This is a genomic window from Wolbachia endosymbiont (group A) of Bibio marci (assembly GCF_947251645.1).
GTDB lineage: Bacteria > Pseudomonadota > Alphaproteobacteria > Rickettsiales > Anaplasmataceae > Wolbachia.
In genome coordinates, this window is record NZ_OX366364.1 from 1113993 (window position 1) to 1135760 (window position 21768).

A 21768-nucleotide genomic window follows, 5' to 3' on the forward strand; every position below is an offset into this window, starting at 1 on the left:
AAACTTACGTTGCTATGCAACAAAGCCATTCCAGTGTCAGCTACTTTCATGACACCACTTACTACGCAAATTACCTGCAAATTGCAATGTTCGTACAGCTGTGTGTCAAGCACTGACCACTTTTGCTTCAATATTTGCGATGCCCCTGAACAGATACACTCGGATTTTTTATATAACTATATTTACTATCTTATTTGGTACAGCATATACAGTGCGAACTTTGCTTTGATCGATCTTACTGGACACAGAGTCTATCGCTATTTTCTTCAATTCTTCTTGAGGTAAGTTAATTGCCACCTTTATTGTTGTACGTAATTTTCCATTGATTTGCACTGCTATAGTTACCGTATCGTCAACTAATAATGATTCATCAGCTTTTGGCCAAGGTTGACCTCCTATTTCTTGCCATAGGCTTTCAGCTAGATGTGGTATAAATGGTTCGATTACTCTGATTAGTATGCATATACCTTCATCAATAAGAGATTTTCCAGCTTCTACGTCTATTTCAGCTATTAAATTCGTCATTTCGCGAAATTTTGCCACTACACAGTTTAATCTGCAGTTTTCCAAGTCATCTGTAAGTCCGTGTAAGAGTTTATGAATTTTTTTTCTGTACTCTAGAAGTCCACCCGTAACACTTTCATTATCATAGTGTATATTTACAGGTCTCAGCTGCATTACCATACGCCACAATTTGTTTATATAGCGAGAACAGCCTTCCACGCCATCATCGGACCATTCCATATCTTTTTCTGGAGAAGTGTCGGATAACACAAACAAGCGAGCAGTATCAGCACCATACTTTCCTATGATAAAGTTTGGGTCAATTGTGTTCTTTTTCGATTTGCTCATTTTCTCGACTTTTCCAACTTGAACCTTAGCTCCTTGTGCAATCAACTCTTTTGCTTCTTCGGGAAACAGCCATTTGCCATTCTCGTCTTTGTAAGTTATATGGCAGACCATTCCTTGAGTGATTAAAGTAGAGAAAGGCTCTTTAATAGCAAAATAGCCACATTTGGTTAAAGCACGGCAGAAAAATCTTGAATAAAGCAAATGCAAAATTGCATGTTCTATTCCACCTATATAATAATCAACAGGCATAAAACGATTACATGCATCTTTGTCTATTGATTTATCTTCACTACAGAATGCAGCAAAATACCAGGAAGACTCAAAAAAGGTGTCGAATGTATCAGTTTCACGCTCTGCTTGCTTTCCGCATTTTGGGCAGTCAACAAATTTCCAAGTTGGGTGTTTATCAAGCGGATTACCACCACTTGCAAATTCCACATCTGTTGGTAGAACTACAGGAAGGTCTTTTTCTGGTACTGGAACAGTACCACAGTCTTTGCAATATATGATAGGTATAGGGCATCCCCAATAACGCTGTCTTGAAACTCCCCAATCGTGCAAACGATAGTTTGTTGTTTTCTCACCTATCCCTTTTTCTTTGAGCTTTTTAATGATTACTTCCTTTGCTCTACTTACCGTTAATCCGTTTAAGAATTCAGAATTGAACATTACCCCATCGCCAGTATACGCCTCCTTTGTCATCCCAGTGCTTCGACACTGGGATCCATTGTAAGAATTCTGAATTCCAGCGTCACGCGCTGGAATGACACCTAAGTGGGCTGAAGAAATAACGGGAATAATCGGCAAATTGTACCTCTGCGCAAATTCAAAATCACGCTGATCGTGTGCAGGGCAACCAAAAATCGCGCCTTCTCCATATTCCATCAACACAAAATTCGCTATGTAAAGTGGCAATTCCTTATCAAGAAATGGATGTTTTACGTTTAATCCGGTGTAAACTCCAATTTTTTCATCAATTGTCATTCCAGCGCGTGACGCTGGAATCTCATCTTTTTCCTGGATCCCAGTGTCACGCACTGGGATGACAGCAAGCCTGATATCCTGCACAATAGGGTGCTCTGCTGCCACTGCACAAAAAGAAGCCCCAAACAAAGTATGAGGATAAGTCGTAAAAACTTTTAATTTCTTATTCAGGCCAACGATTTCAAACTCTATAGTTGCTCCTTCAGATTTTCCTATCCAACGCTCCTGCATTGTTTTGACTTTTTCTGGCCAATTTTTCAAACTTTGCAGGCACTTGAGTAAATCTTCAGCGAAATCAGTAATCTTTAAAAACCATTGGGACAACTTACGTTTTTCAACAACTGCACCTGATCGCCATCCTTTTCCATCAACCACCTGTTCATTTGCAAGCACTGTTTGGTCCACTGGATCCCAGTTAACCCATGACTCTTTTCGATAGGCAAGCCCATGCTTTAAAAAATCCAGGAAAAATTTTTGTTCGTGTTTGTAATAATCAGGCTCACATGTGGAGAGTTCACGCTCCCAATTATAAGAAAGACCTATAGATTTCAACTGTGTACGCATATTATCTATATTCTCTTTTGTCCATGTTTCAGGGCTAATATTGTTGTCCCTTGCTGCATTTTCAGCTGGTAATCCAAACGCATCCCAGCCAATTGGATGCAAAACCTCAAATCCATTAGCTCTCTTGTAACGTGCTATCACATCCCCTATTGCATAGTTACGTAAGTGTCCCATATGAATTTTACCAGATGGATATGGAAACATTTCCAACACGTAACACTTTTTTTGTTTACTATTCTTGCTTACAGAAAAATCCCATTTATCTTGATAAAATTTTTCAACACTTTTAAAATCATATTTCATATAAATCCAAATTCAATTACAGTTCACATGCATCAAAGGATCAACCGCTTGGCCATTATGCCGTATTGTGAAACACATCTGTGGATCTTTATCTTGTGTGCTTGATTTACCTGCAGATCCAATTACTTGACCTTGCTTTACTTTATCGCCAATTTCAACATGTATGTTTTTTAAATAGGAGTACACAGTCATGTAATTATCTTTGTGTTCCACTATAATTAAATTCCCATACCATCTCAGCCCTTTGCCTACATATACCACTTTGCCAGGTGCAGAGGCAACTACGTTCGTTCCATTTTGAGCAGCAATTTTTATGCCATCCTTACACATTTCATCAGAAGAAGTAGCTGAAATAACTGTACCTTTAACTGGCATTACAAATTTACAATTTACCCCATTAATTTCCACGTTTTGTGCATTATTGTTATCTTTGTATATCCTGTTTATGATGGCTTTTCTACTTTCTTTTTGCACTGAAGGCTCCCTAGTTAAATGGTACTCTCTTGTATATTCCAGCTCTCTTTTTCCGTAAAATCCTTCGCCTTTAAGCAGCACAGGTGCAGGTTTTTGCAGGCCACAGCCTATTAATATTGCTAATAACATAAGAAATGAGGCTATATGCCACATTTTAGATATATCAACTCTCACAAAACTCCAAAATTCTAGCGAGACGTAGTGTTTCACGCCTGTTCGTTACTTTCTTCGTTATTTATTTTACTAGTTAAATAGTCCCTCAAATCGGTAAGTTCTTGCAACAAATTCTTTGGATCACGATTGACTTTTATATCATTACCAAATTCCTTTCGCACTCCTTTTATTGTATATCCTTTATCATATAGCATGTACTTTACTTTCTTTATGGCCTCTATACACTTACGATCATATAGCCTTCTTCCTTTACGCTTTGTAGGCTTAATTTGATGAAATTGACCTTCCCAAAATCTCAAAATATGCTGTTCCAAATGTAGCTCTTCAGCTACTTCCCTAATCGTATAAAATAATTTTTCCTTATTCATTAATTATTTATTGATTTTTTTATAGTTTTTGAAGGCCTAAAAGAAACTGAGTTTCTTGCTTGAATCATCACTTTCTCTGATGTATTTGGTATATTTCCTGGTCTTTCCTTCTTTTTTTTGACCAAGAATGTTCCAAATGACGATATTTTCACTATTCCATCCTTTGCCAAGCTCGTCTTCATTTCGTCCAATATATCGTCTATTATCGAAGCAGAGTCTTCCTTTGATAATCCTATTTCTTGGTTTATATTTTCAGCTATCATTGCCTTAGTTACTGTTGTGTCTTTTGTTGTAACGTGATCCATAATTGAGTAAGTATTGCAATATGTAAACACAATATAGCAACTGACTTAAGGTTCAGCTACTTTATTTTTTAGGGTATGTCTCTTTTGTAGCATAATTTAAAATACTGGCAGTTGCCAACGTTACGAATATTGCAAAAAGCGCCATTTGATAATCTGTAAAAAGTGCTAACATTGACACTATAACTCCACTGCCAATAAACATAAATCCATTGATAATGGATGATGATGTGCTAATGTATTTTCGTTTCACAATCTCGCTGCCGACAGTAAAATTAAGCATATGTCCTCCCGCAAAAAACCCGAACATTAACATACAAAAGTACACAACGTGGACTGTTAAATGGCTGCATAGTAAAATAATAATTGAGACGCCTTGCAATAAAGCAAAAGCAGAAATTACATGTTTCCTATTTTTAAATAAGTTTGAGATTCGATCTGCAATTGGAGCACCAACTGCAAGACCAAGCCATAGTATTGCGGTTGCTATACCTGACTCCATTGCATTGAGTTCTGAGTTGCTCAGTAACCTTGGAGCCCACAAGGTATTAAGTGCTAAAAATGTTCCAAAAGTAATAGCACCCACCACTGAAGTTATCCAGATATCTCTTAATTTTAGCACCGTTAGTACAGAGCACATTACTGTTCTTATAGAGCTTTTTATTGTGCACTTTTCTGAGCTGCTTTCTGGAAGTGTGTTTGGATAAAAAAGCGTAAGTACAAATATCAACACACCAAACAGTATTATGCATACAATCAGATTCTTCCAATCTGCACCTTCAGCAAGCAAGCTAGAGAACAATATTTGAATTATCAGCGCAGAAAGACTTGAAATCGTTTGCACTAGTGAAAACATCAATCCAAATTGGGCAACAGGAAAACATATGCTACTTGTATGAGCAGCACCAATAAAACCAAATGATGCTCCAGTTGCAATAAACACTTGAGATAAAATTAAATGGGAAAAATTGTTACCGTTAACAAGGACAAGAAACCCGAGGATTATAGTTGATAATGAGAAAGAATAAATTTTTTACTGGAAAAAACATTAAACATTGCCCCACTAAAAAATTGTAAGATGGCAAAAGTCCAAGTATATGCTGAATTAGCCAGTGCAACTTGCGTGATTGTGAGCCCAAGTTCTTTTTCAAGATGCACACTTATAAAGGTGTAGATTATCTGCATGTTGCTGAATATAACAACCAAGTTACTAATCAGCCAAATGAACCAAGCCTTAGTTCTACTTTCCATAAGATTTATTTTTATAAGTAATTTTCTAATAATTTAACACTAAACCTTTTTCGAAGCTATAGGTCCTGATGATAGACATAAGTGTTGAAAGCAAGAACCTTTGATTTCCTTTAGCTTTACTGTATACTTAAAGGGTTTTATTCTAGAGGTTAGTAGTATGCCACCACAAGATATGTTTCAGCTTGGAAAATTCAATAATATGCTTGCAAAAGTAAGTGATAGTATTGACTCCGGTCAGGGCGACCCAACTAAATTTATTGATGAAGTAAAGCATAGGTTGCAGTTGCAAGAAGAACTTAAGGCAGTATATGAAGAATGGGAAAGAAGCGGATTTGATATAAATTTTAGGTTCAGGCTAACTGATTGTAGTCCAATTAGAGAAACAACGCTACTGCACATTGCCATTCTATGCAGAAAAAATAACGTTTGTGTACCAATAGTTCGATGCTTGTTGGATAAGGGGGCTAATCCCAATGATATTCTTGAATTTACTAGTTTTCGGACAACCTCTAAAATCATTCTAAACTGATACAGTTAAATAGCTTTATTAATGTTCACTTTTAGTTCCTTGCAAATTTATAAATTTGTTAAGTGGAATTTTTATATTGAGTAATTGTATTTATAATACATTATTTTGTATAATTAATTTTTTAAATTATTATATTAACTCTAATGTTTTTGGTTTAATGAAAGATAATATTATTTATCACTCTCACTTAGGCGTATATGGTTTAATTTTAAAACCTAAAAGTATAGTTTTGGTGAAAAAAAGTCGAGGTCCTTATAAAGGGTTGTTTGATTTACCAGGTAGAAATTGCTGAAACGCTTGAAGAGGCGCTTGTAAGAGAAATTAGAGAAGAAACAGGTTGTTTAGTGAAACAATACGACCAAATCCGAACAGTTACTAGCCTATATCATTATAATGAAGACAATGTAAATAAATGTCTAAAACATATAGCAGTTTTATACAAAATTGAAATCATAGGAGAAATAAAGCGAGAATCTGATGGAAAAGATTCTGATGGTTGTATATGGCAAAATATAGATACTATAAACTATAAAAAAATTTCTCCGATGGTTCATATAGCAAGTAAATTCATAAAATGAAGACTATTATTTTTATTGCAGGTGTATCCACGGTTGAAAAATCAAGTTTAGCTCATATATTAGGTTCAAAGCTTTTTGTGCCTAGAAACTTTGCGATTCCACTAACTGCTTGTAGAGAAAAAAGAATAGATGATGATCCTAAATATTTAATAAATTTGACTACTGAGGAATTTCAAAAATCTCAATTTTTTATTAATTGTGAGATGTCTATCTTCATACAGCTTTCCTCTTCATACCTCAATTAATAAAATTAGAAGCATCAACTCCCTTCTGTAAGCAAGCAGCAATGGCAGTGTTCATCATTAGAAATGCAATGGTCATTGGGCCAACGCCCCCGGGTACTGGAGTAATAGCTTTGGCTTTCCCTTTTATTCCCTCAAAGTCAACATCACCTACAAGCTCTCCTACGTTAACGCTATTTATGCCAACATCTATCACTATTGCACCTTTCTTTATCCAGTCTGCTTGAACAAAATTTGGCTTTCCGACTGCTGCAACTACTATATCCGCTTTAGAGCAATATTCAGCTAAATCCTTGCTTTGTGAATGCAAGATGGTAACAGTGCAGTTTTCTTGCAATAGCAGGTGAAACATTGGTTTACCCACGATATTTGACCTACCAATTACCACTGCGTTTTTACCGGAAAGGTTCTCTTCAATTGATTTAATTAAATGCAAAGAACCTTTAGGAGTGCAAGGTATAAGGCAGTTTTTTTCACCTTTAACTAATTTGCCAACGTTTTCATCATGGAAGCCATCTACATCTTTTTCAATACTTACTGCGTTAATTACTCTGCTTGCACTAATATGATTTGGTAAAGGCAACTGTACTAAAATGCCATGCACAGATGGATCTTCATTTAATTCATTAATTTTTCCAATTAACTCATCTTCTGATGTCTCACAAGATAAAAGAATTGTTTCAGAACTTATGCCTATTGATTCTGCTTTTTTCTGTTTGTTGCGAACATAAACCTGACTTGCTGGATTGCTACCAACGAGAATTACTTTTAGGCAAGGAAAAATATTATACTCCCTCTTTAGGGCATAAATCTTTTGTGATAGCCTCTCACACAGGTCGTTCGCTATTTTTTTACCATCAATAATAATTGTCACTTCCTTGCCACTCCTTAAAGTCAGGTAATTTGATATCAAATAAATCCAATACTTTGCCAACAGAATGATTAATAATATCATCCAACGATTTCGGTTTAATATAAAAAGCAGGCACTGGTGGAGCAATAATCGCTCCCATCTCCGTTAATTTTAACATATTTTGTAAATGCCCAAGATGCAGTGGTGACTCTCGCACCATAAGAACTAACTTTCTTCTTTCTTTTAGTGTTACATCTGCAGCTCTTGTCAATAGATTGGAAGTAACACCTGATGCGATTTCAGACATTGTCTTCATAGAGCATGGTGCTACAATCATTCCTGAAGTTTTAAATGAGCCGCTTGCTATTTTTTCTCCTATTTTTTCTTCAGAATAGTAAAAATCTGCAAGTGATGTAATATCTTCAAGTTTTTCTTTAATCTCATGAGCTAGAGTTATTTTCCCAGCACGGCTTATCACTAAATGAGTTTCATAGCCAGGTTTGGTGCCATTTGAGTAGCTGACATTGGAATCTATACACTTTTTCTGGATCCCAGTGTCAGCTACTCGGATAAGAGATCTATTAATATTTCTTAACGCCTCTAAAATACGTACACCGTAAATAGAACCAGATGCTCCACTTATTCCAATTACAATTCTGCTATTCACTTAACTCTTCTTCGTAGCTCATTCCCAATGCACGTTTATAGGTATCAAGCAATATTTCCTGTTCCTCTCTGTCATCATCATCCATCTTCCTCAGTCTAATAATTTGTTTCATCATTTTTGTATCCCAACCTTCATCTGCGGCTTTTGCATATACATCACGAATGTGATCTTGCACATCCCTCTTTTCTTGTTCAAGTTTTTCGATTCTCTCTATGTAACCCTTCAACTCTTCAGCCGTTATTTTTACTGTATCTTCCATGAAACTCCACCAATTAATTGCTGCTACTAGTATTACCAGTTTTTACTTGCACTTCAACAACAGTAATAATATTTTTATCTTTTTTTAAAATCTTAAAGCGAAAACCATACATGGAAAACTCCTCGCCTTCGTCAGGAATGCGCTCTATTTCATTCACAATCATACCTGCTAGAGTTGTAGCTTCTTCATCAGGGAGATTCCAGTGTAACTGCCTGTTAATGTCCCTAATAGTAGATTTTCCTTCTATGTGATACATATTATCAGATATTTTCTTTATGAAATTCTCCGTAATCAGGTCATGCTCATCCGAAATTTCTCCAACTATTTCTTCCAGTATATCCTCAAGAGTTACAATTCCCTGCAGTGCTCCATACTCATCAATAACAAATGCAAGGTGTTTCCTGTTCTTACGGAAGTTGTGAAGTTGCACGCTGAGCGGTGTACTTTCTGGTATGAACCAAGGCTTTGACATAACTTGGGTAATGTCAACTTCTTCCGCTTTATTATTCTTTTCACGCAAGGCATTTATTAGACCTTTCACGTGAATTACACCTACAATTTTTTCTGATTCTTCTTGCCACAAAGGAATTCTACTGTGACTGCTGGTTAAAATCTTCCTTATCAGCTCTTCTTTATTTTGATTTATATCAAGAGAGAACAAATTTTTCCTGTGAGTCATGATTTGTGATATCTCTGTTTCAGCTAAATCAAGTATGCTGCTTAGCATATCTAAATCCTGTTGTAACATAGTTCCTTCACTGCGGTGAAGAGTAATCATATTACGCATTGCATCCGCTGCAGATATCACTTCCTTATCTTTATGCAGCCCACATAATTTCAGGATGAGGTTAACAATAAATTGAATACCTAGCGTCAATGGAGAAAAAATCTTTACAAAAAACAATACAAAATAAGCAGAAAATGATGCAAATTTTTCAGGATTTTGAATAGCATAAGTTTTTGGTAGAACTTCGCAGAACAATAAAATACAAAATGTCATTATAATTGTTGATAGGAGAATGCCCTCATTTCCAAAAAGATTGATAAATATTGCTGTAAATAAAGCAGAGCAAGTAATATTAATAATTGTATTGCCGAGCAATACCGTTCCTATTGTCAATTCTTTCTTATTTAATAAGCGGTCTATTATCCTGGCTCTTTTGTTACCGTCTAGCTTTAGCTTATTAACTCGAGAACGGCTAATTGAGGTTAAGCCTATTTCTGCTCCTGAGAACAAAAACGATAAAATTAACAAAATAAAAATTGCTGATGATACTAAGACCAATAACCAATCCATTAAAGTACGATGTTATTGTGATAAAAAACAAAGTTAATTTTACATGTTATGAAAGGCATTTGCAAGCTTGAATTTATATTACCGAATTTTATATATCTTTAATCTTAAAAAACAAATCATAAAGCATATTACAAGCTGCGTTCACATGCTCATCCTCAATGATAAGTGGTGGGGTTATCCTTACTACTTTGTTGTTTAAAACCCTAGTTATTATTAAACCTTTATCAAGAGATCGACTAATAATTTTATCGGCTACAGGAGTTGCTAGTTCTATTCCCATTAGTAACCCTTCTCCACGAACTTCTGAAATCATCTCAGGAAATTCTTTAGCTAAAGGCAACAGCTTTTCTTTTAAATATTTACTAATTCTCTTAACATGGTCAAAAAAGCCTTCTTTTAGCATTATATCGAGTACCGCATTACCAACAGTCATGGCAAGTGGATTGCCACCATAGGTTGATCCATGAGTTCCTGGAGTGATTGCTTCTGCTATGTAATCTTTTACTAAACATGCAGCTAGAGGAAAACCGTTACCCATAGCTTTTGCACAGGTTAGCATATCAGGTTCAATGCCGACATTTTGATAATAAAATAAAGAACCGATGCGTCCATATCCGCATTGCACTTCATCAAAGCACAAAATTATCCCTTGAGCTTTTGTTATTTCCCTTACTTTTTGAAGATATTTTACGTCTAGTGGATATACTCCACCTTCGCTTTGTATGGGCTCTAAAAACACAGCAGATGTTTCATTATTGATTTTTTCTTCTAATGCTTTAATGTCATTTCTTGGAACTTTATCAAAACCAGAAAGGAGCGGAGCAAAACCTTCGCGTGATTTTTCATTGCCTCCAGCAGAAATTGCAGCAATACTGCGGCCATGAAACCCTCCTTCAATTGTAATAATACGATTACGTTTTGCTTGCCCCTTTGAATAAAAGTAACGACGAATAAACTTAATTGCAGCTTCTGTTGCTTCAAGCCCACTTGAGCAGAAAAAAACTTTATCTGCAAAAGTAAGGGTTGTTAAACGCTCGGCAAGCCTTTCTTGCTCGGGAATAGTGAAAATGTTAGAGCAGTGCCATAATGAGCTCAATTGCTCTTTCAGCTTATCTGTAATGTATGGATGACAATGCCCTAAAGAAGTTGTAGAAATACCTGCAGCAAAATCTAAATATTTTTTACCACCTCTATCAAAAAGATATACCCCTTCTCCCCTGACTATAGGAGTGTCAAGTCTATTATACGCATTAACAACATGATCCATTTTATAAGTATTGTGGTATTATCTATACTATACCTGAAATGAATCCATTAACACAAAGCTTTTCCTTTAACCTCTTATGCTACTTCAATTAAAAATTTAGCCAATGCAAACCTTTTTTGTCATTCTATAGCTAAAGTGACTTAATTTTACCAACGATTCGCCACTTATTAGCGAAATCCAGAGATATCGAAAATAAGCACAGTATGGCGTCTGTGTCATCCTGTAAAGGTCATCCTTCTTGGCGAAAATTACTCTTAAATATTACAACGTTCGTACAATTGTGTATTAAGAGAGAGCTTATTGTTCAAGAAGTTCTAGGCTCTGCGGACAAAAAATAAGGGAGGGAAGAAAAAAAGTGGTAGTTTAACCTAATAGATATAAAAATGGAGAAACTACCGAATGGAATATTATAAAAAAGAAAGGAATTGGAAACAAGTTTTAGAGTTTATAAAAGGCGTAAAAGGAATGCATAGTAAAGACGAAAAACGTCTAAGAATAGCATTTTTGCATGATATTGGGCTCATAGAACACAAAACTGTCCGGTTACCACTCAGCACAGAAGACTTGCCTTCTATTGAAATGCTAAGGCAAGTGAATGCTTGGGTGGGAGGAATTGATTAGTGACTAGGACAAAAACTGGGAATGTTCAAAAAAGTGTGTCAAACCGCATTTTTAGTTCAATTCAATTTTCAATCTATCTGGAAAGAAAATATCAAGTTGAGACATAGTCAAAGCCCAATTAGGCAGAGCCATAGTCCATTTTTGCTCTACTTTTTTTATAGCACAATATACCTGTTTATACAAGGCATTTGTGCTGGTAAATGAGCCCTTGGTTTTAGTGAATTTTCTGATCTGTCTGTGCAGCCCCTCAATTGGATTTGTGGTCCCTCCTAACTGGGCTAGAATACTTGAAATAACCAGATAAATTTTCCCAATTGTTCTGCCACAATTTTATAACCAAAGGATACTTTTCTCCCCATTTTTCTTCCAGTTCAAGCAAGTAATTTTCAGCAATTTCTTTACTTGTAGCACGATATATTTTTTTCAAATCATTCATGAAAACTTTCACATCTTTGCTAGATACATATTTTAGTGAATTTATTATCTGATGCACTATACATAGCTGTACTTCTGCTTTAGGAAACGCACTGTTTATAGCTGCAGGAAAGCTTTTTAGCCCATCTACACATGCAATCAGAATATCTTCTACTCCTCTTTCTTTGAGGTCATTTAGCACTCCCAACCAAAAGTTAGCTCCTTCACTTTCAGCCAAATAAAAGCCCAAGACTTCTTTTCTGCCATTTTGGTCTATTCCTAATATGTTGTACATACATTTACTCACGCAATGCCGGTCTTCCTTAACCTTAAAAAACATGCCATCCATGAACACTATTGGATATACAGATTGCAGCGGGCGACTACGCCATTCGTTGATTACCGGTAGCAGTTTGTCAGTAATACTTGATATCTCTGCCACCGATATTTTGTGATCGTAAATTTCTTCTACATGTGATGCTATATCTCTATAGCTCATACCACTGGCAAATGTGCTCAAAATCTTTATTTCAAGCTCTGGATGTAGGCTTGTTTGCCTTTTTTTGATATTTGTGGTTCGAAACTTCCCTCCCTATCTCTTGGTGTTAATAGCTCAAATGAGCCTGCACTGGTACGTAAAGTCTTTCCATTTCTCCCATTTCTTCGATTATTCTCTTCACTTTCAGCTAATAAGTGATTTTCTATTTCACCTTCCAAACTTGCCTCCAGCAGCTTTTTTATAAATGGTGTTAATGCTCCGTCCCTTCCTGTCAGCGGCCTTCCTTCTCGTATAGACGACAGGTTTCTAATTCTTTATAATCTACCAATCCGGTAGTTCTGTTTACTACTTTCTGACTCATTGTCAAACCTCCATTTTTTTATATCAATTTATTACTTTTTTTTCAGTTTGACACACTTTTTTGAACATTCCCCAAAAACTACGCTTATTAACACCATCAACGTTCTCTGGAGTTTCTATTTTCAAATTACGTATTTCTTCTAGATCGGATTTTACCTTTTCTAATAACGTTTTTTTTGTGTTTTTTTCTAAAAGGCTATGATAATCCTTTAAGAGCTTGTCCGGAAACTGGTAAACTCAAGCATATTCCCTCCTTAACATAACCCTACTCATAGCCAGGTATATGAAATTTTCAGTGGATGTTGTAAATATTCCTTTGATAGCCTTCTATTCCTCAAGCAAAAGTCCTTTCTACAACCCATCTTCTTGACTGTACTTTAAACCCCTGTTCCCTCATTGGTAGTAGTTCAGGTGGTGTGTCTTTGTGTACCCAAAACCTACATGGAGGCCTTTTAACAATTTCAATGTCTATTCCGTACTCTTTTTCTATGTACTCCTTTAAATTTCTTCCTTGATACCCCATATCAGACCACATTTTCTTAACGTTAGTATATTTTTTCCTCATATTATCCAATGCTACCATCTCTGTCATTTTCACTAGCAACACCCACATAACAGCCTAATATAAAACCCTGAGATTATGTACCTTTTTCTACCTTTTACTTTTTTACCCCCATCATAACCTTTGACCCCCCTTTTTCTGTCGTTTTTACAGATTACTATGCAAGCACTTGGCTCCTCGTTTCTTCCCATTTTTGACCTACTATATTTAGTGATATCGTAGTTCATTTTTTCGAAAATTCCTTGCTTTTTCCACCTCCTAAATTGTTCATATACTTTCTTCCATGGCGTGCGGTAAATAGCGCCATTGACATCCTGTACGTAGTACATAAAAAATTGCCGATAATACTTCTCTTTTGCTATGTTTTAGCGGCCTTCCTCCTTTCTTGTATGATACTCTAAAGTGTTTCTCTATTAGCCGACCACTCTCTTTCACTAAGATCTGTAGGATACTTTTTTCTCATTTCTAACCCCATTTTTAAAACTCATATACTATACTTTTTTTCATTTGCGGATAAGCTCTAACTATTGCATTCCTGAACTTTTTGATTCATCATTTTCATGACAAAATTGTCTTAACTTTCTCTCCACTTTTTCTGGGTAAGATCACTAACTCTTTAGTAAGAGACGGTAGACTGTTTACTGAGGAATATAGTCCTAAGACTGCTTCTATATAATAATAGCGTAGCTGTGAATAAGTACACCCACACAAATTTTAAGTACTTATTCACAGCTACATCAATTTTTCTATTGACTTTTAACACAACTGCTCCACCTAATGCTTAAGCTTAAAAACACTAGATGCTTTTTTCAAGATACAAGATCCTTTTTCATAGCTATACTACGTTATACCAATTCCAGCGTCTGGGCACTGGTTTCTTGGTACTTATTCCGCAATAATTTTTTTTTCCTTCAATAAACTTTGCAGTTCGCCTTTTTCGTACATCTCGCGAGTGATGTCGCAACCACCGATAAACTCTTCCTTTATATATAATTGTGGAATTGTTGGCCAATCAGAAAACTTTTTTATAGATTCACGTATTTCATCATTCTCCAACACGTTAATACACTTAAACTTCACATTCAATTTTTTTAGGATTGACACGACGAGTCCAGAGAATCCGCATTGAGGAAAATCAGAAGTGCCTTTCATATACAATACCACATCATTTTCTGCTATATTTTTTTTTATTTGTTCAAAATTGTTCATAAATTCACCTTATTTTTAAGTATTAGTTTCTAGCTGCAAGGCATGTATAGACTGACCTTTTAGTGCTTTATATACCATTTTATGCTGTTCTATTTTTGTCTTTCCGAGAAAGCGCTTGGAGGTTATTTTTAAATAATAATGATCATTATCTCCAGCAAGATCATGAATCTTTATATCAGCATCGGGGAACGATTGTTTGACGATTCTTTCTAGTTCATGAATTGCAATAACCATTGATTTACTTTAAATTACAATACTTTTATTATAAATCTAAAACGATTGAGCACAATTGAATTATTGATTGTATAGTTACTAATATCGTGAAGACAGTAAATTCAGCATGTTAAGAGCACTAGTAAGGCGAGATTTTAATTGATTTTCATATTTGCTCCAATCTTGTATTGCCTTTCTTGCAACACCTGAGTAAACTGCAGCTTTTGCAACAGCAGGAGATACTATAGAAATTAATCTTGGGTCAAATGGAGTAGGCATTATATATTCACGTCCATAGCTCATTTTACGACCGCCATAGGCTGCAGATATCTCACCTGGTACTGGCTCACGGGCAAGCTTTGCTATTGCATCTGCAGCTGCAATTTTCATTTCATCATTTATTGTTGTTGCATATACATCAAGCGCCCCTCTAAATATATAAGGAAAACCCATTACGTTGTTGACTTGGTTGTTGTAATCTGACCTACCAGTTGCGATTATTGCATCTGGCCTCACAGATTTTGCAAACTCAGGCCTTACTTCTGGATCGGGGTTAGCGAGAGCGAAAATAATCGGGTCTTTGCCCATACTCTTTAACATCTCTTCATTTAACACATCTTTTGCAGATAGTCCGATGAATACATCAGCGCCTTTTATTGTATCAAGTAGAGAACGTTCGGAAGTATCAATTGCATACTTTTCCTTCCACTCATTCATGTCCTCGTTTCTACCTTTGTATATTACTCCTTGCTTATCGCACAGCACTATATTTTTAGCGCCCATGGACTTTAGTATTTCTAAACATGCAATACCGGCTGCTCCAGCACCATTCATAATGATCTTAACGTCCTCTAATTTCTTTTCAACAATATCAAGAGCATTTTCTATGCCAGCTGCAACAACCACCGCAGTTCCATGCTGGTCATCATGGAACACTGGAATATCCATCAGTTCATTCAGACGTTTCTCTATTATAAAACAATCGGGAGATCTTATATCTTCTAAATTTATCCCCCCCCAACTTGGCCCAAGATACCTTACTGCATTGATGAAATCTTCTATATTTTCTGTATCAACTTCTATATCAACTGCATCAATATCAGCAAAACGCTTAAATAAAACAGCTTTGCCTTCCATGACCGGTTTTGAAGCAAGAGGACCGATATTACCAAGTCCAAGCACTGCAGTGCCATTTGAAATGACAGCAACACAGTTGCTTTTTGCCGTATAATCATAAACAACCTCAGGATTTTTAGCTATTTCAAGACACGGAGCTGCAACGCCAGGAGAATAAGCAAGTGACAAATCATACTGGGTAGATAAAGGTTTTGTTGGCATAATTGAAATTTTACCAGGGTTACCACCTCTACTGTGATACTTAAGTGCTTCTTGTTTTGTGGTACTATCTAAATCATCATTCATCATTACATCCTTATATTTTAAGCTTGTATTTTTTAAGTATATGGAGTTTTTATAAATGTTCAATTGTAAACTATTAGCTTGTGAACTCTGTTGTACTTCTGTATAAGTTTACCTATTACGTAAGATGATATTACATGCTTAAGAAAAACGTGCCTAATTTGCTTACAATTTCTCGTGCACTTGCAATACCAGCAATAATATTAAGTTTTTATATAGAAAATAAATATGCAGGCCTGATAACAATATCAATCTTTGTGTTTGCGTGCATTACGGATTTTTTTGATGGTTACCTGGCGCGTGCGTGGAAAGTCCAATCAAAGTTTGGCAAGCTATTTGATCCAATTGCTGATAAATTAATAGTGGTTTCAACGATAATTATGCTAATTTATAAGCAAAAGATAAATGATTTTACAATAGTACCGTCAATTATCATCATCTGTCGGGAGATATTAGTCTCGGGTTTACGGGAGTTTCTGATAGCTACAAATGTTAGTCTACCTGTAAGCAAAGCTGGAAAAATTAAAACATTTCTACAGATGGTTGCTGTAGTAGCGCTAATAATGAACGATTATTATATGATTCAATATACAGGTGCGATTTGTTTATGGGTTGCAGCTATTATAACTGTGTGGTCAGGCTATAATTATATCCTAGCCGGCATCAAATAGATTGATTAAATCTCCTAGGAAATAGTTAATAGACAAGAGTAGTTAATATCTTAGTGATATTGACTCAGAAAGCAAAAAGGTGTATAATTGTATTAACTTACAACTAATTAGGTTAATATTATGAAAATACCTAGTGGCAAATTTTCTTCTACCAAAAAGGTTCCAGGAAAGAATAAGAAAAAAAGAGATTTTGAACCATTAGAAGAGTTTTTTTGGGATTTTTGGCCAACAGTTGATAAAGAAGTCAAAAGAGAAAGGCTAGAACAAGAGCTATTAACACTAAAAAAAAGAGAGCTATATAGACAATGTGCATCATTGGTAACAATGGTTCCATTTGCATTATTTATGGCTATTGAACTGGAAAAAATATGTAGCGATCAGGTATTACTTGGCGTGATAAGTGGCGCGCTAAGCCACACTATATTACCTTTCATGGTCCTATCTCTTATTTGTACACTATATTTAATTTACAATAATAGGAAAATAGCACAAAAAGAACGAGAGTTGAAAAATATTGAAAATGAAGAGGAAGTAAAGGAAAAAGAGCACAATATTTCTGATATAGGTCAGTGTTTGATCTATATTGAGGCTATAACAACTGCACTGGTTATTGTAGGTATGATAATGGGTGAAACATCTTCACTTGAAGCAGCAGAGGATGCAATTTTATTTCTTGCCAATGCAATTGCTCTTCTTGTAACTATTGTTTCTTATATTGATAAGCATGAAAAAAATAAGAAAAAGGAAACAGAAAAATCTAATCTTGATGAAAAATCTAGCAAGAAAACTAGCAATATGTCTGTAGCCGGATTGGCGCTTGCTGGTTCTTCTATATTTTTAATAAGAAGGATAATGTTAATGGCATTAGCATCGTCCTTAAATCCTGCTGTTGGGCCTACTTTAGGCTTGATAGGTATTGCACTTTTTATGGTTGTACAGATATTAACTATACGTTCCTACAGCAAGACGCTGAAAGATCCAAAAGTGGAAGGACGAGGTGAATCAAGAAATGCAGGTAGTTCTGACCGTAGTTATAAAGAAGAAGGGCCGGCTATTGCCTAAGAAATTTATTTATTTAAGTAATATTTAGGTCTATACTTTATTTTGATCGAAAAAAATCTTATGTATAAGACTTTAATCACGTGCTTTATTTTCCTAATTTGCTCCTTTACACAATCGTATGCGAATGATCTTGAAAAAACTGAAACTGAACTATATGAAGAAGCAGTTGAACTTTTTGACCAGAAAAAATATAAACAAGCTATTAGGGCATTTCATAAGATAGAGGATTTGTATCCTTTGTCTTATTGGGCAATGAAAGCGAAATTATTATCTGGGGTTTCTCACTATAATATGGGTAACTATAGCAGTGCTGCAAGTGATATGGATGATTATATATATGTTTATTCAAATGGTGAAGATTTACCATATGTATACTACTTAAGAGTATTATCTTATTACATGCAAATTAATAAAGTGCAACTTGGACAGCAAACTGCATATAAAACTTTAGAGCTGGCTACAGAGTACATTAATCTCTTTCCAGGCAGCGAATATGTAGACGAGATAAAGGAAAAAGCAAAGCTAATCACAGAGCATATATCAACAAAAGAGTATTTTATCGGTAAATTTTATCTGAGGCGTGGTGAATATTTGGCAGCAATTAAGCGTTTCCAGAATATGGCAAGCTATAAGGATTCTAAATATTTTTCTAAGTCTATTAACCATTTAGTAGCAGCCCATTCAGCTATTGGCCTTGACTTAGAAGCTAAGCAGTATGAAAGTATATTATTAGCAGAAAACCTGCAAGATGCCAAGCCGGAGGCTTGAAAATTTGCTTTAGTTTTTTCTATGCTTTGATATATAATTAGGTTTTTAACTATTTGAATATGGCTGGTCATTCACAATTTTCAAATATCAAACACCGAAAAGGTGCTCAGGATGCAAAGCGCTCTCAAAAATTTACGAAGCTGATTAGAGAAATAACAGTTGCTGCAAAGCAAGGGCTACCCGATCACGAACTCAACCCGCGCCTTCGCTCTGCTATATTTGCTGCACGCAAGGAAAATCTACCAAAAGATAAAATAGAAACAGCAATAAAAAATGCAACTGGTAACGTTGCTGGAGAAAATTATGAGGAAATCCAATATGAAGGTCATGGGCCTTCTGGCACTGCACTCATTGTCCATGCCTTGACTAATAACCGCAACCGCACTGCTTCTGAGGTGCGTTATATTTTTTCTCGCAAAGGTGGAAATTTAGGAGAAACAGGAAGCGTTAGTTATCTTTTTGATCATGTAGGTTTAATTGTCTATAAAGCAGAGGGTGTGAATTTTGACGATTTATTCAGTCATGGAATCGAATTAGAAGTATTGAATGTTGAAGAAAATGACAAAGAAGGGTTACACGTTATAACTTGTGAAATAAAAGATTTTGGTAAAGTACGCGATGCCTTTTATGCAAAATTCGGAGAACCAGAACTTGCTCGTCTTTCATGGCAGCCAAAAGATCTGATTGAAATTAGCGATAAAGAGTTGATTGATAAATTATCTGCATTGGTTGAAGAGCTAGAAGATAATGATGATGTACAGTATGTGGAAGGTAATTTTACTTTTGTTGATGCTGTTTAAATGATGAAGCTGATTGTATTTATGCTGCTCTTTATCTTACCGTTATATACCGCTGAAACATCAACAGATCTTGCGCAGTATGCAGCCAGTGCCTCTTTTTCTTGTCATCCCAGTGCCCAGACACTGGGATCCAGCAAAATTGATTGTAAACAGCACACTATACAACATTTTCGATTAAAAAACTGGATTCCAGTGTCAGCTACTTGCATGACAGAAAGCAACCTGACTCACTCTCCAGTGTCACTTCAGCAAAGAATCAGGAAAAAAAAAGATATTACTTTGATGGAGGAAAGCAACGTAGGAAACTTAGTACATGATAGAAAATTATTATTCATATCCAGCACCATAAAATCTTCCTTTTTTGCCACGGGAATTGAGCAAGGGTTGGCGCCAAATACAGTGGTGAAATTGATCAACATATATAAAGATTTCGGTGTTGATTTCAAAAAAGACATTGTGCCGAAGAGTAAATTGGAGGTTCTTTTTGAGAGATTGCCTAATAATCAGAAGACTGAAGAAAAAATTTTATATTCTTCACTGACAATAAACAAGAAAGCTATTAGTTTATATCATTATAAATCGCAAGACGGCAAAGAAAGGTATTTTAATAATGAAGGAATAAGCTTAAAAAATGGCGAAATTTTTGCAAATCCTTTAAATGGAGATTATCGCATATCCTCAAAATTTGGCAATAGAAAGCATCCTATTCGCGGTAAAATTGCTTTTCACAAAGGAGTGGATTATGCAGCTAAACTTGGCACTCCCATATACGCTGCTGCAGAGGGTGTGGTAGAATATATAGGAAAGAATGGTGGCTATGGAAATTACATCAAAATAAAACACAAAAATGAATATTCAACCTGTTACGCGCATGTAAGTAGATTTAGTGGCGATATAAAGTTAGGCTCTAAAGTAAAGCAGGGGCAGGTTATTGCCTATGTTGGTAGCACTGGTGTTGCAACAGGACCCCATTTACATTACGAAGTTATATATAACGGCAAACACATTGATCCGCTTACGATAGCGCATAAAAACGAAGTAAGGTTGCTTGATCATGAATTAAAGGAGTTTAAACTATTTGTAAGCAAGATAGATAAAACGATTAACAAGGAGGGTTCAAGTGAAAAAGAAGTTTAAAGACAATATGGATAAGAATACGATAAACGATAGAAATTTGAGTCAAATTCGGTTTTTTCCTGCATTAATACTAGTGATAATACTAATGGCAATACCGTTATCACTACTTGCGGTGTATGATACTCTGGCTTTAATACACAATAGCCTGGTTTCAATGGATGGTACTGCTTTAGTATTAATAATCCCATTTGTGATCCTATTCGTGATCCTATTCATAATTTTACCTACAGGGTTTTTTATCAATCATCCTAATGAAGCAAAAGTGATAGAATTTCTTGGTCATTATATTGGAACTTATTTTAAATCCGGAATGTTTATCACAATCCCATTTGCAAACAAACATGTCATTTCTCTAAAATTTCAAAATATTAACACAGAAAAAATAAAAGTGAATGATGCAAACGGAAGTCCAATAGAGATTTCAGCAGTGATTGTTTGGAGAGTAAACAGCCCTGCAAAGGCGTATTATAATGTTAACAACTATCACGAATTTGTTTTTGTACAAAGTGACTCAGTAATAAGAGAATTAGCTAGTAACTATCCGTATGACAGCGAAAGCGATGAGGAATCTTTACGTAAAAATTCTGATAAAATTTCGAGTGAATTGCAGTCAATGTTACAACAAAGATTAGATATTGCAGGAATTGAGATTACAGAAGCAAGAATATCACATTTAGCATATTCATCCGAGATTGCACAAGCAATGTTAAGGCGTCAACAAGCACATGCTATCACTTCGGCAAGAAGGCATATAGTGCAAAATGCAATAGGAATTGTCGAGGAAGTAATAGCTCATTTTGAAAAAAACAAAAGCCTACAATTAGATGGCAAGCAAAAAGTTCAATTGATAAATAATTTGTTGGTTGCCCTAATCTCTGAGCAAGATGCACAACCGACGATTAGTTTGGATAATAATTAGCTTAGGTATACTTTTAATTCTTTTTGGTTGATAGGCCAAACTATGTTATTATTATAATTTAGTAAAGAAATTTAAGATTATCAACATTTTAAGCTTGATATAGCTAATGCAAGTCAGGTTTCCCTCGTCATACCGCCACGAACCATCATA

Annotated in this window: 22 protein-coding genes and 4 pseudogenes; 10 read left to right on the forward strand and 16 right to left on the reverse strand. The window is 35.4% G+C overall.

What is annotated here, in order from left to right:
- Nucleotides 1-27 precede the first annotated feature (27 nt).
- Nucleotides 28-99: pseudogene (locus tag OPR48_RS07530) on the forward strand (WPE palindromic element domain-containing protein); the annotation flags it as partial.
- A 69-nt stretch (nucleotides 100-168) separates the two neighbouring features.
- Here the strand turns inward: OPR48_RS07530 and leuS are convergent.
- The 6 genes from leuS to OPR48_RS05940 all read right to left on the reverse strand — a co-directional run bounded on the left by leuS (nucleotide 169) and on the right by OPR48_RS05940 (nucleotide 5272).
- Entirely contained in the window at nucleotides 169-2703 is a 2535-nt protein-coding gene (leuS, locus tag OPR48_RS05915) for a leucine--tRNA ligase (protein WP_265025834.1), read from the reverse strand.
- Nucleotides 2704-2715: 12 nt separating this feature from the next.
- Complete coding sequence (locus OPR48_RS05920) at nucleotides 2716-3330, reverse strand: murein hydrolase activator EnvC family protein (protein WP_265026646.1); 615 nt, start codon at nucleotides 3328-3330, stop codon at nucleotides 2716-2718.
- Between the two features lie 53 nt (nucleotides 3331-3383).
- Entirely contained in the window at nucleotides 3384-3719 is a 336-nt protein-coding gene (locus tag OPR48_RS05925; protein WP_265025835.1) for a MerR family transcriptional regulator, read from the reverse strand.
- Nucleotides 3719-4024, reverse strand: a complete 306-nt coding sequence (locus OPR48_RS05930; protein WP_265025836.1) for an integration host factor subunit alpha — start codon at nucleotides 4022-4024, stop codon at nucleotides 3719-3721. The genes OPR48_RS05925 and OPR48_RS05930 overlap by 1 nt, the downstream gene beginning before the upstream one ends.
- Nucleotides 4025-4085: 61 nt before the next feature.
- Nucleotides 4086-5051: an MFS transporter gene (locus tag OPR48_RS05935; protein WP_320109939.1), complete on the reverse strand. Its 966-nt coding sequence runs from the start codon at nucleotides 5049-5051 to the stop codon at nucleotides 4086-4088.
- Nucleotides 5024-5272 (reverse strand): MFS transporter, encoded by a 249-nt coding sequence (locus tag OPR48_RS05940; RefSeq protein WP_265025837.1) that lies wholly within the window; start codon nucleotides 5270-5272, stop codon nucleotides 5024-5026. Before OPR48_RS05940 ends, OPR48_RS05935 begins: the two co-directional genes overlap by 28 nt.
- Nucleotides 5273-5429: 157 nt before the next feature.
- On the opposite strand from OPR48_RS05940, the gene OPR48_RS05945 reads away from it, so the two are divergent.
- Together OPR48_RS05945 and OPR48_RS05950 are read left to right on the forward strand one after the other, a co-directional pair.
- Nucleotides 5430-5801, forward strand: a complete 372-nt coding sequence (locus tag OPR48_RS05945) for an ankyrin repeat domain-containing protein (protein ID WP_265025838.1) — start codon at nucleotides 5430-5432, stop codon at nucleotides 5799-5801.
- Between the two features lie 266 nt (nucleotides 5802-6067).
- A complete protein-coding gene (locus OPR48_RS05950; RefSeq protein ID WP_265025840.1) occupies nucleotides 6068-6379 on the forward strand; it encodes an NUDIX domain-containing protein in 312 nt (103 codons plus the stop codon).
- A 237-nt stretch (nucleotides 6380-6616) separates the two neighbouring features.
- Here the strand turns inward: OPR48_RS05950 and folD are convergent, their stop codons facing one another.
- The 5 genes from folD to OPR48_RS05975 all read right to left on the reverse strand — a co-directional run bounded on the left by folD (nucleotide 6617) and on the right by OPR48_RS05975 (nucleotide 10964).
- Nucleotides 6617-7495, reverse strand: a complete 879-nt coding sequence (folD, locus tag OPR48_RS05955; RefSeq protein WP_265025841.1) for a bifunctional methylenetetrahydrofolate dehydrogenase/methenyltetrahydrofolate cyclohydrolase FolD — start codon at nucleotides 7493-7495, stop codon at nucleotides 6617-6619.
- Nucleotides 7479-8141 carry a UbiX family flavin prenyltransferase gene (locus OPR48_RS05960; RefSeq protein ID WP_265025842.1) on the reverse strand — a complete coding sequence of 221 codons (663 nt, stop codon included), beginning with the start codon at nucleotides 8139-8141 and terminating at the stop codon, nucleotides 7479-7481. Before OPR48_RS05960 ends, folD begins: the two co-directional genes overlap by 17 nt.
- Nucleotides 8134-8400 carry a DUF2312 domain-containing protein gene (locus OPR48_RS05965; protein ID WP_265025843.1) on the reverse strand — a complete coding sequence of 89 codons (267 nt, stop codon included), beginning with the start codon at nucleotides 8398-8400 and terminating at the stop codon, nucleotides 8134-8136. Before OPR48_RS05965 ends, OPR48_RS05960 begins: the two co-directional genes overlap by 8 nt.
- Nucleotides 8401-8413: 13 nt before the next feature.
- Complete coding sequence (locus OPR48_RS05970; RefSeq protein WP_265025844.1) at nucleotides 8414-9697, reverse strand: HlyC/CorC family transporter; 1284 nt, start codon at nucleotides 9695-9697, stop codon at nucleotides 8414-8416.
- An 88-nt stretch (nucleotides 9698-9785) separates the two neighbouring features.
- Nucleotides 9786-10964, reverse strand: a complete 1179-nt coding sequence (locus OPR48_RS05975; RefSeq protein ID WP_265025845.1) for an aspartate aminotransferase family protein — start codon at nucleotides 10962-10964, stop codon at nucleotides 9786-9788.
- 498 nt (nucleotides 10965-11462) lie between these two features.
- On the opposite strand from OPR48_RS05975, the pseudogene OPR48_RS05980 reads away from it, so the two are divergent.
- Nucleotides 11463-11585, forward strand: a pseudogene (locus tag OPR48_RS05980) (4-hydroxy-tetrahydrodipicolinate synthase); the annotation flags it as partial.
- A 51-nt stretch (nucleotides 11586-11636) separates the two neighbouring features.
- On the opposite strand, the pseudogene OPR48_RS05985 reads toward OPR48_RS05980, so the two are convergent.
- The 5 genes and pseudogenes from OPR48_RS05985 to OPR48_RS06005 form a co-directional block, all read right to left on the reverse strand.
- Nucleotides 11637-12859 (reverse strand): annotated as a pseudogene (locus OPR48_RS05985) (IS256 family transposase).
- Between the two features lie 236 nt (nucleotides 12860-13095).
- A pseudogene (locus OPR48_RS05990) lies at nucleotides 13096-13883 on the reverse strand (IS5 family transposase).
- Between the two features lie 422 nt (nucleotides 13884-14305).
- Nucleotides 14306-14629 (reverse strand): Grx4 family monothiol glutaredoxin, encoded by a 324-nt coding sequence (grxD, locus tag OPR48_RS05995; protein ID WP_265025846.1) that lies wholly within the window; start codon nucleotides 14627-14629, stop codon nucleotides 14306-14308.
- Between the two features lie 15 nt (nucleotides 14630-14644).
- Nucleotides 14645-14863 carry a BolA/IbaG family iron-sulfur metabolism protein gene (locus OPR48_RS06000; RefSeq protein WP_265025847.1) on the reverse strand — a complete coding sequence of 73 codons (219 nt, stop codon included), beginning with the start codon at nucleotides 14861-14863 and terminating at the stop codon, nucleotides 14645-14647.
- A gap of 78 nt (nucleotides 14864-14941) precedes the next feature.
- Entirely contained in the window at nucleotides 14942-16264 is a 1323-nt protein-coding gene (locus tag OPR48_RS06005; RefSeq protein ID WP_265025848.1) for a malic enzyme-like NAD(P)-binding protein, read from the reverse strand.
- A gap of 134 nt (nucleotides 16265-16398) precedes the next feature.
- Here OPR48_RS06005 and pgsA point away from each other — a divergent pair, with 134 nt between their 5' ends.
- The 6 genes from pgsA (at nucleotide 16399) to OPR48_RS06040 (ending at nucleotide 21618) form a co-directional block, all read left to right on the forward strand.
- Complete coding sequence (pgsA, locus tag OPR48_RS06010) at nucleotides 16399-16932, forward strand: CDP-diacylglycerol--glycerol-3-phosphate 3-phosphatidyltransferase (protein WP_265025849.1); 534 nt, start codon at nucleotides 16399-16401, stop codon at nucleotides 16930-16932.
- A 120-nt stretch (nucleotides 16933-17052) separates the two neighbouring features.
- The gene (locus tag OPR48_RS06015) at nucleotides 17053-17994 is read left to right on the forward strand and encodes a hypothetical protein (protein WP_265025850.1); all 942 of its coding nucleotides are present in this window, start codon (nucleotides 17053-17055) and stop codon (nucleotides 17992-17994) included.
- A gap of 60 nt (nucleotides 17995-18054) precedes the next feature.
- Nucleotides 18055-18762 (forward strand): outer membrane protein assembly factor BamD, encoded by a 708-nt coding sequence (locus tag OPR48_RS06020; RefSeq protein ID WP_265026648.1) that lies wholly within the window; start codon nucleotides 18055-18057, stop codon nucleotides 18760-18762.
- 59 nt (nucleotides 18763-18821) lie between these two features.
- Nucleotides 18822-19562 carry a YebC/PmpR family DNA-binding transcriptional regulator gene (locus tag OPR48_RS06025; RefSeq protein WP_250295785.1) on the forward strand — a complete coding sequence of 247 codons (741 nt, stop codon included), beginning with the start codon at nucleotides 18822-18824 and terminating at the stop codon, nucleotides 19560-19562.
- Between the two features lie 3 nt (nucleotides 19563-19565).
- Nucleotides 19566-20699: a peptidoglycan DD-metalloendopeptidase family protein gene (locus OPR48_RS06035; RefSeq protein ID WP_410529727.1), complete on the forward strand. Its 1134-nt coding sequence runs from the start codon at nucleotides 19566-19568 to the stop codon at nucleotides 20697-20699.
- Nucleotides 20700-20706: 7 nt separating this feature from the next.
- On the forward strand, nucleotides 20707-21618 hold the full coding sequence (locus OPR48_RS06040; protein WP_265026650.1) for an SPFH domain-containing protein: 912 nt from the start codon (nucleotides 20707-20709) through the stop codon (nucleotides 21616-21618).
- Nucleotides 21619-21768: the final 150 nt, after the last annotated feature.

What these genes read in the sequence shown, in the direction of transcription:
- leuS (WP_265025834.1), bottom strand. Translation starts at nt 2,703, where the DNA reads ATGAAATATGATTTTAAAAGTGTTGAAAAATTTTATCAAGATAAATGG.
- OPR48_RS05920 (WP_265026646.1), bottom strand. Translation starts at nt 3,330, where the DNA reads ATGTGGCATATAGCCTCATTTCTTATGTTATTAGCAATATTAATAGGC.
- OPR48_RS05925 (WP_265025835.1), bottom strand. Translation starts at nt 3,719, where the DNA reads ATGAATAAGGAAAAATTATTTTATACGATTAGGGAAGTAGCTGAAGAG.
- OPR48_RS05930 (WP_265025836.1), bottom strand. Translation starts at nt 4,024, where the DNA reads ATGGATCACGTTACAACAAAAGACACAACAGTAACTAAGGCAATGATA.
- OPR48_RS05940 (WP_265025837.1), bottom strand. Translation starts at nt 5,272, where the DNA reads ATGGAAAGTAGAACTAAGGCTTGGTTCATTTGGCTGATTAGTAACTTG.
- OPR48_RS05945 (WP_265025838.1), top strand. Translation starts at nt 5,430, where the DNA reads ATGCCACCACAAGATATGTTTCAGCTTGGAAAATTCAATAATATGCTT.
- OPR48_RS05965 (WP_265025843.1), bottom strand. Translation starts at nt 8,400, where the DNA reads ATGGAAGATACAGTAAAAATAACGGCTGAAGAGTTGAAGGGTTACATA.
- OPR48_RS05970 (WP_265025844.1), bottom strand. Translation starts at nt 9,697, where the DNA reads ATGGATTGGTTATTGGTCTTAGTATCATCAGCAATTTTTATTTTGTTA.
- OPR48_RS05975 (WP_265025845.1), bottom strand. Translation starts at nt 10,964, where the DNA reads ATGGATCATGTTGTTAATGCGTATAATAGACTTGACACTCCTATAGTC.
- grxD (WP_265025846.1), bottom strand. Translation starts at nt 14,629, where the DNA reads ATGAACAATTTTGAACAAATAAAAAAAAATATAGCAGAAAATGATGTG.
- OPR48_RS06000 (WP_265025847.1), bottom strand. Translation starts at nt 14,863, where the DNA reads ATGGTTATTGCAATTCATGAACTAGAAAGAATCGTCAAACAATCGTTC.
- OPR48_RS06005 (WP_265025848.1), bottom strand. Translation starts at nt 16,264, where the DNA reads ATGAATGATGATTTAGATAGTACCACAAAACAAGAAGCACTTAAGTAT.
- pgsA (WP_265025849.1), top strand. Translation starts at nt 16,399, where the DNA reads ATGCTTAAGAAAAACGTGCCTAATTTGCTTACAATTTCTCGTGCACTT.
- OPR48_RS06015 (WP_265025850.1), top strand. Translation starts at nt 17,053, where the DNA reads ATGAAAATACCTAGTGGCAAATTTTCTTCTACCAAAAAGGTTCCAGGA.
- OPR48_RS06020 (WP_265026648.1), top strand. Translation starts at nt 18,055, where the DNA reads ATGTATAAGACTTTAATCACGTGCTTTATTTTCCTAATTTGCTCCTTT.
- OPR48_RS06025 (WP_250295785.1), top strand. Translation starts at nt 18,822, where the DNA reads ATGGCTGGTCATTCACAATTTTCAAATATCAAACACCGAAAAGGTGCT.
- OPR48_RS06035 (WP_410529727.1), top strand. Translation starts at nt 19,566, where the DNA reads ATGAAGCTGATTGTATTTATGCTGCTCTTTATCTTACCGTTATATACC.
- OPR48_RS06040 (WP_265026650.1), top strand. Translation starts at nt 20,707, where the DNA reads ATGGATAAGAATACGATAAACGATAGAAATTTGAGTCAAATTCGGTTT.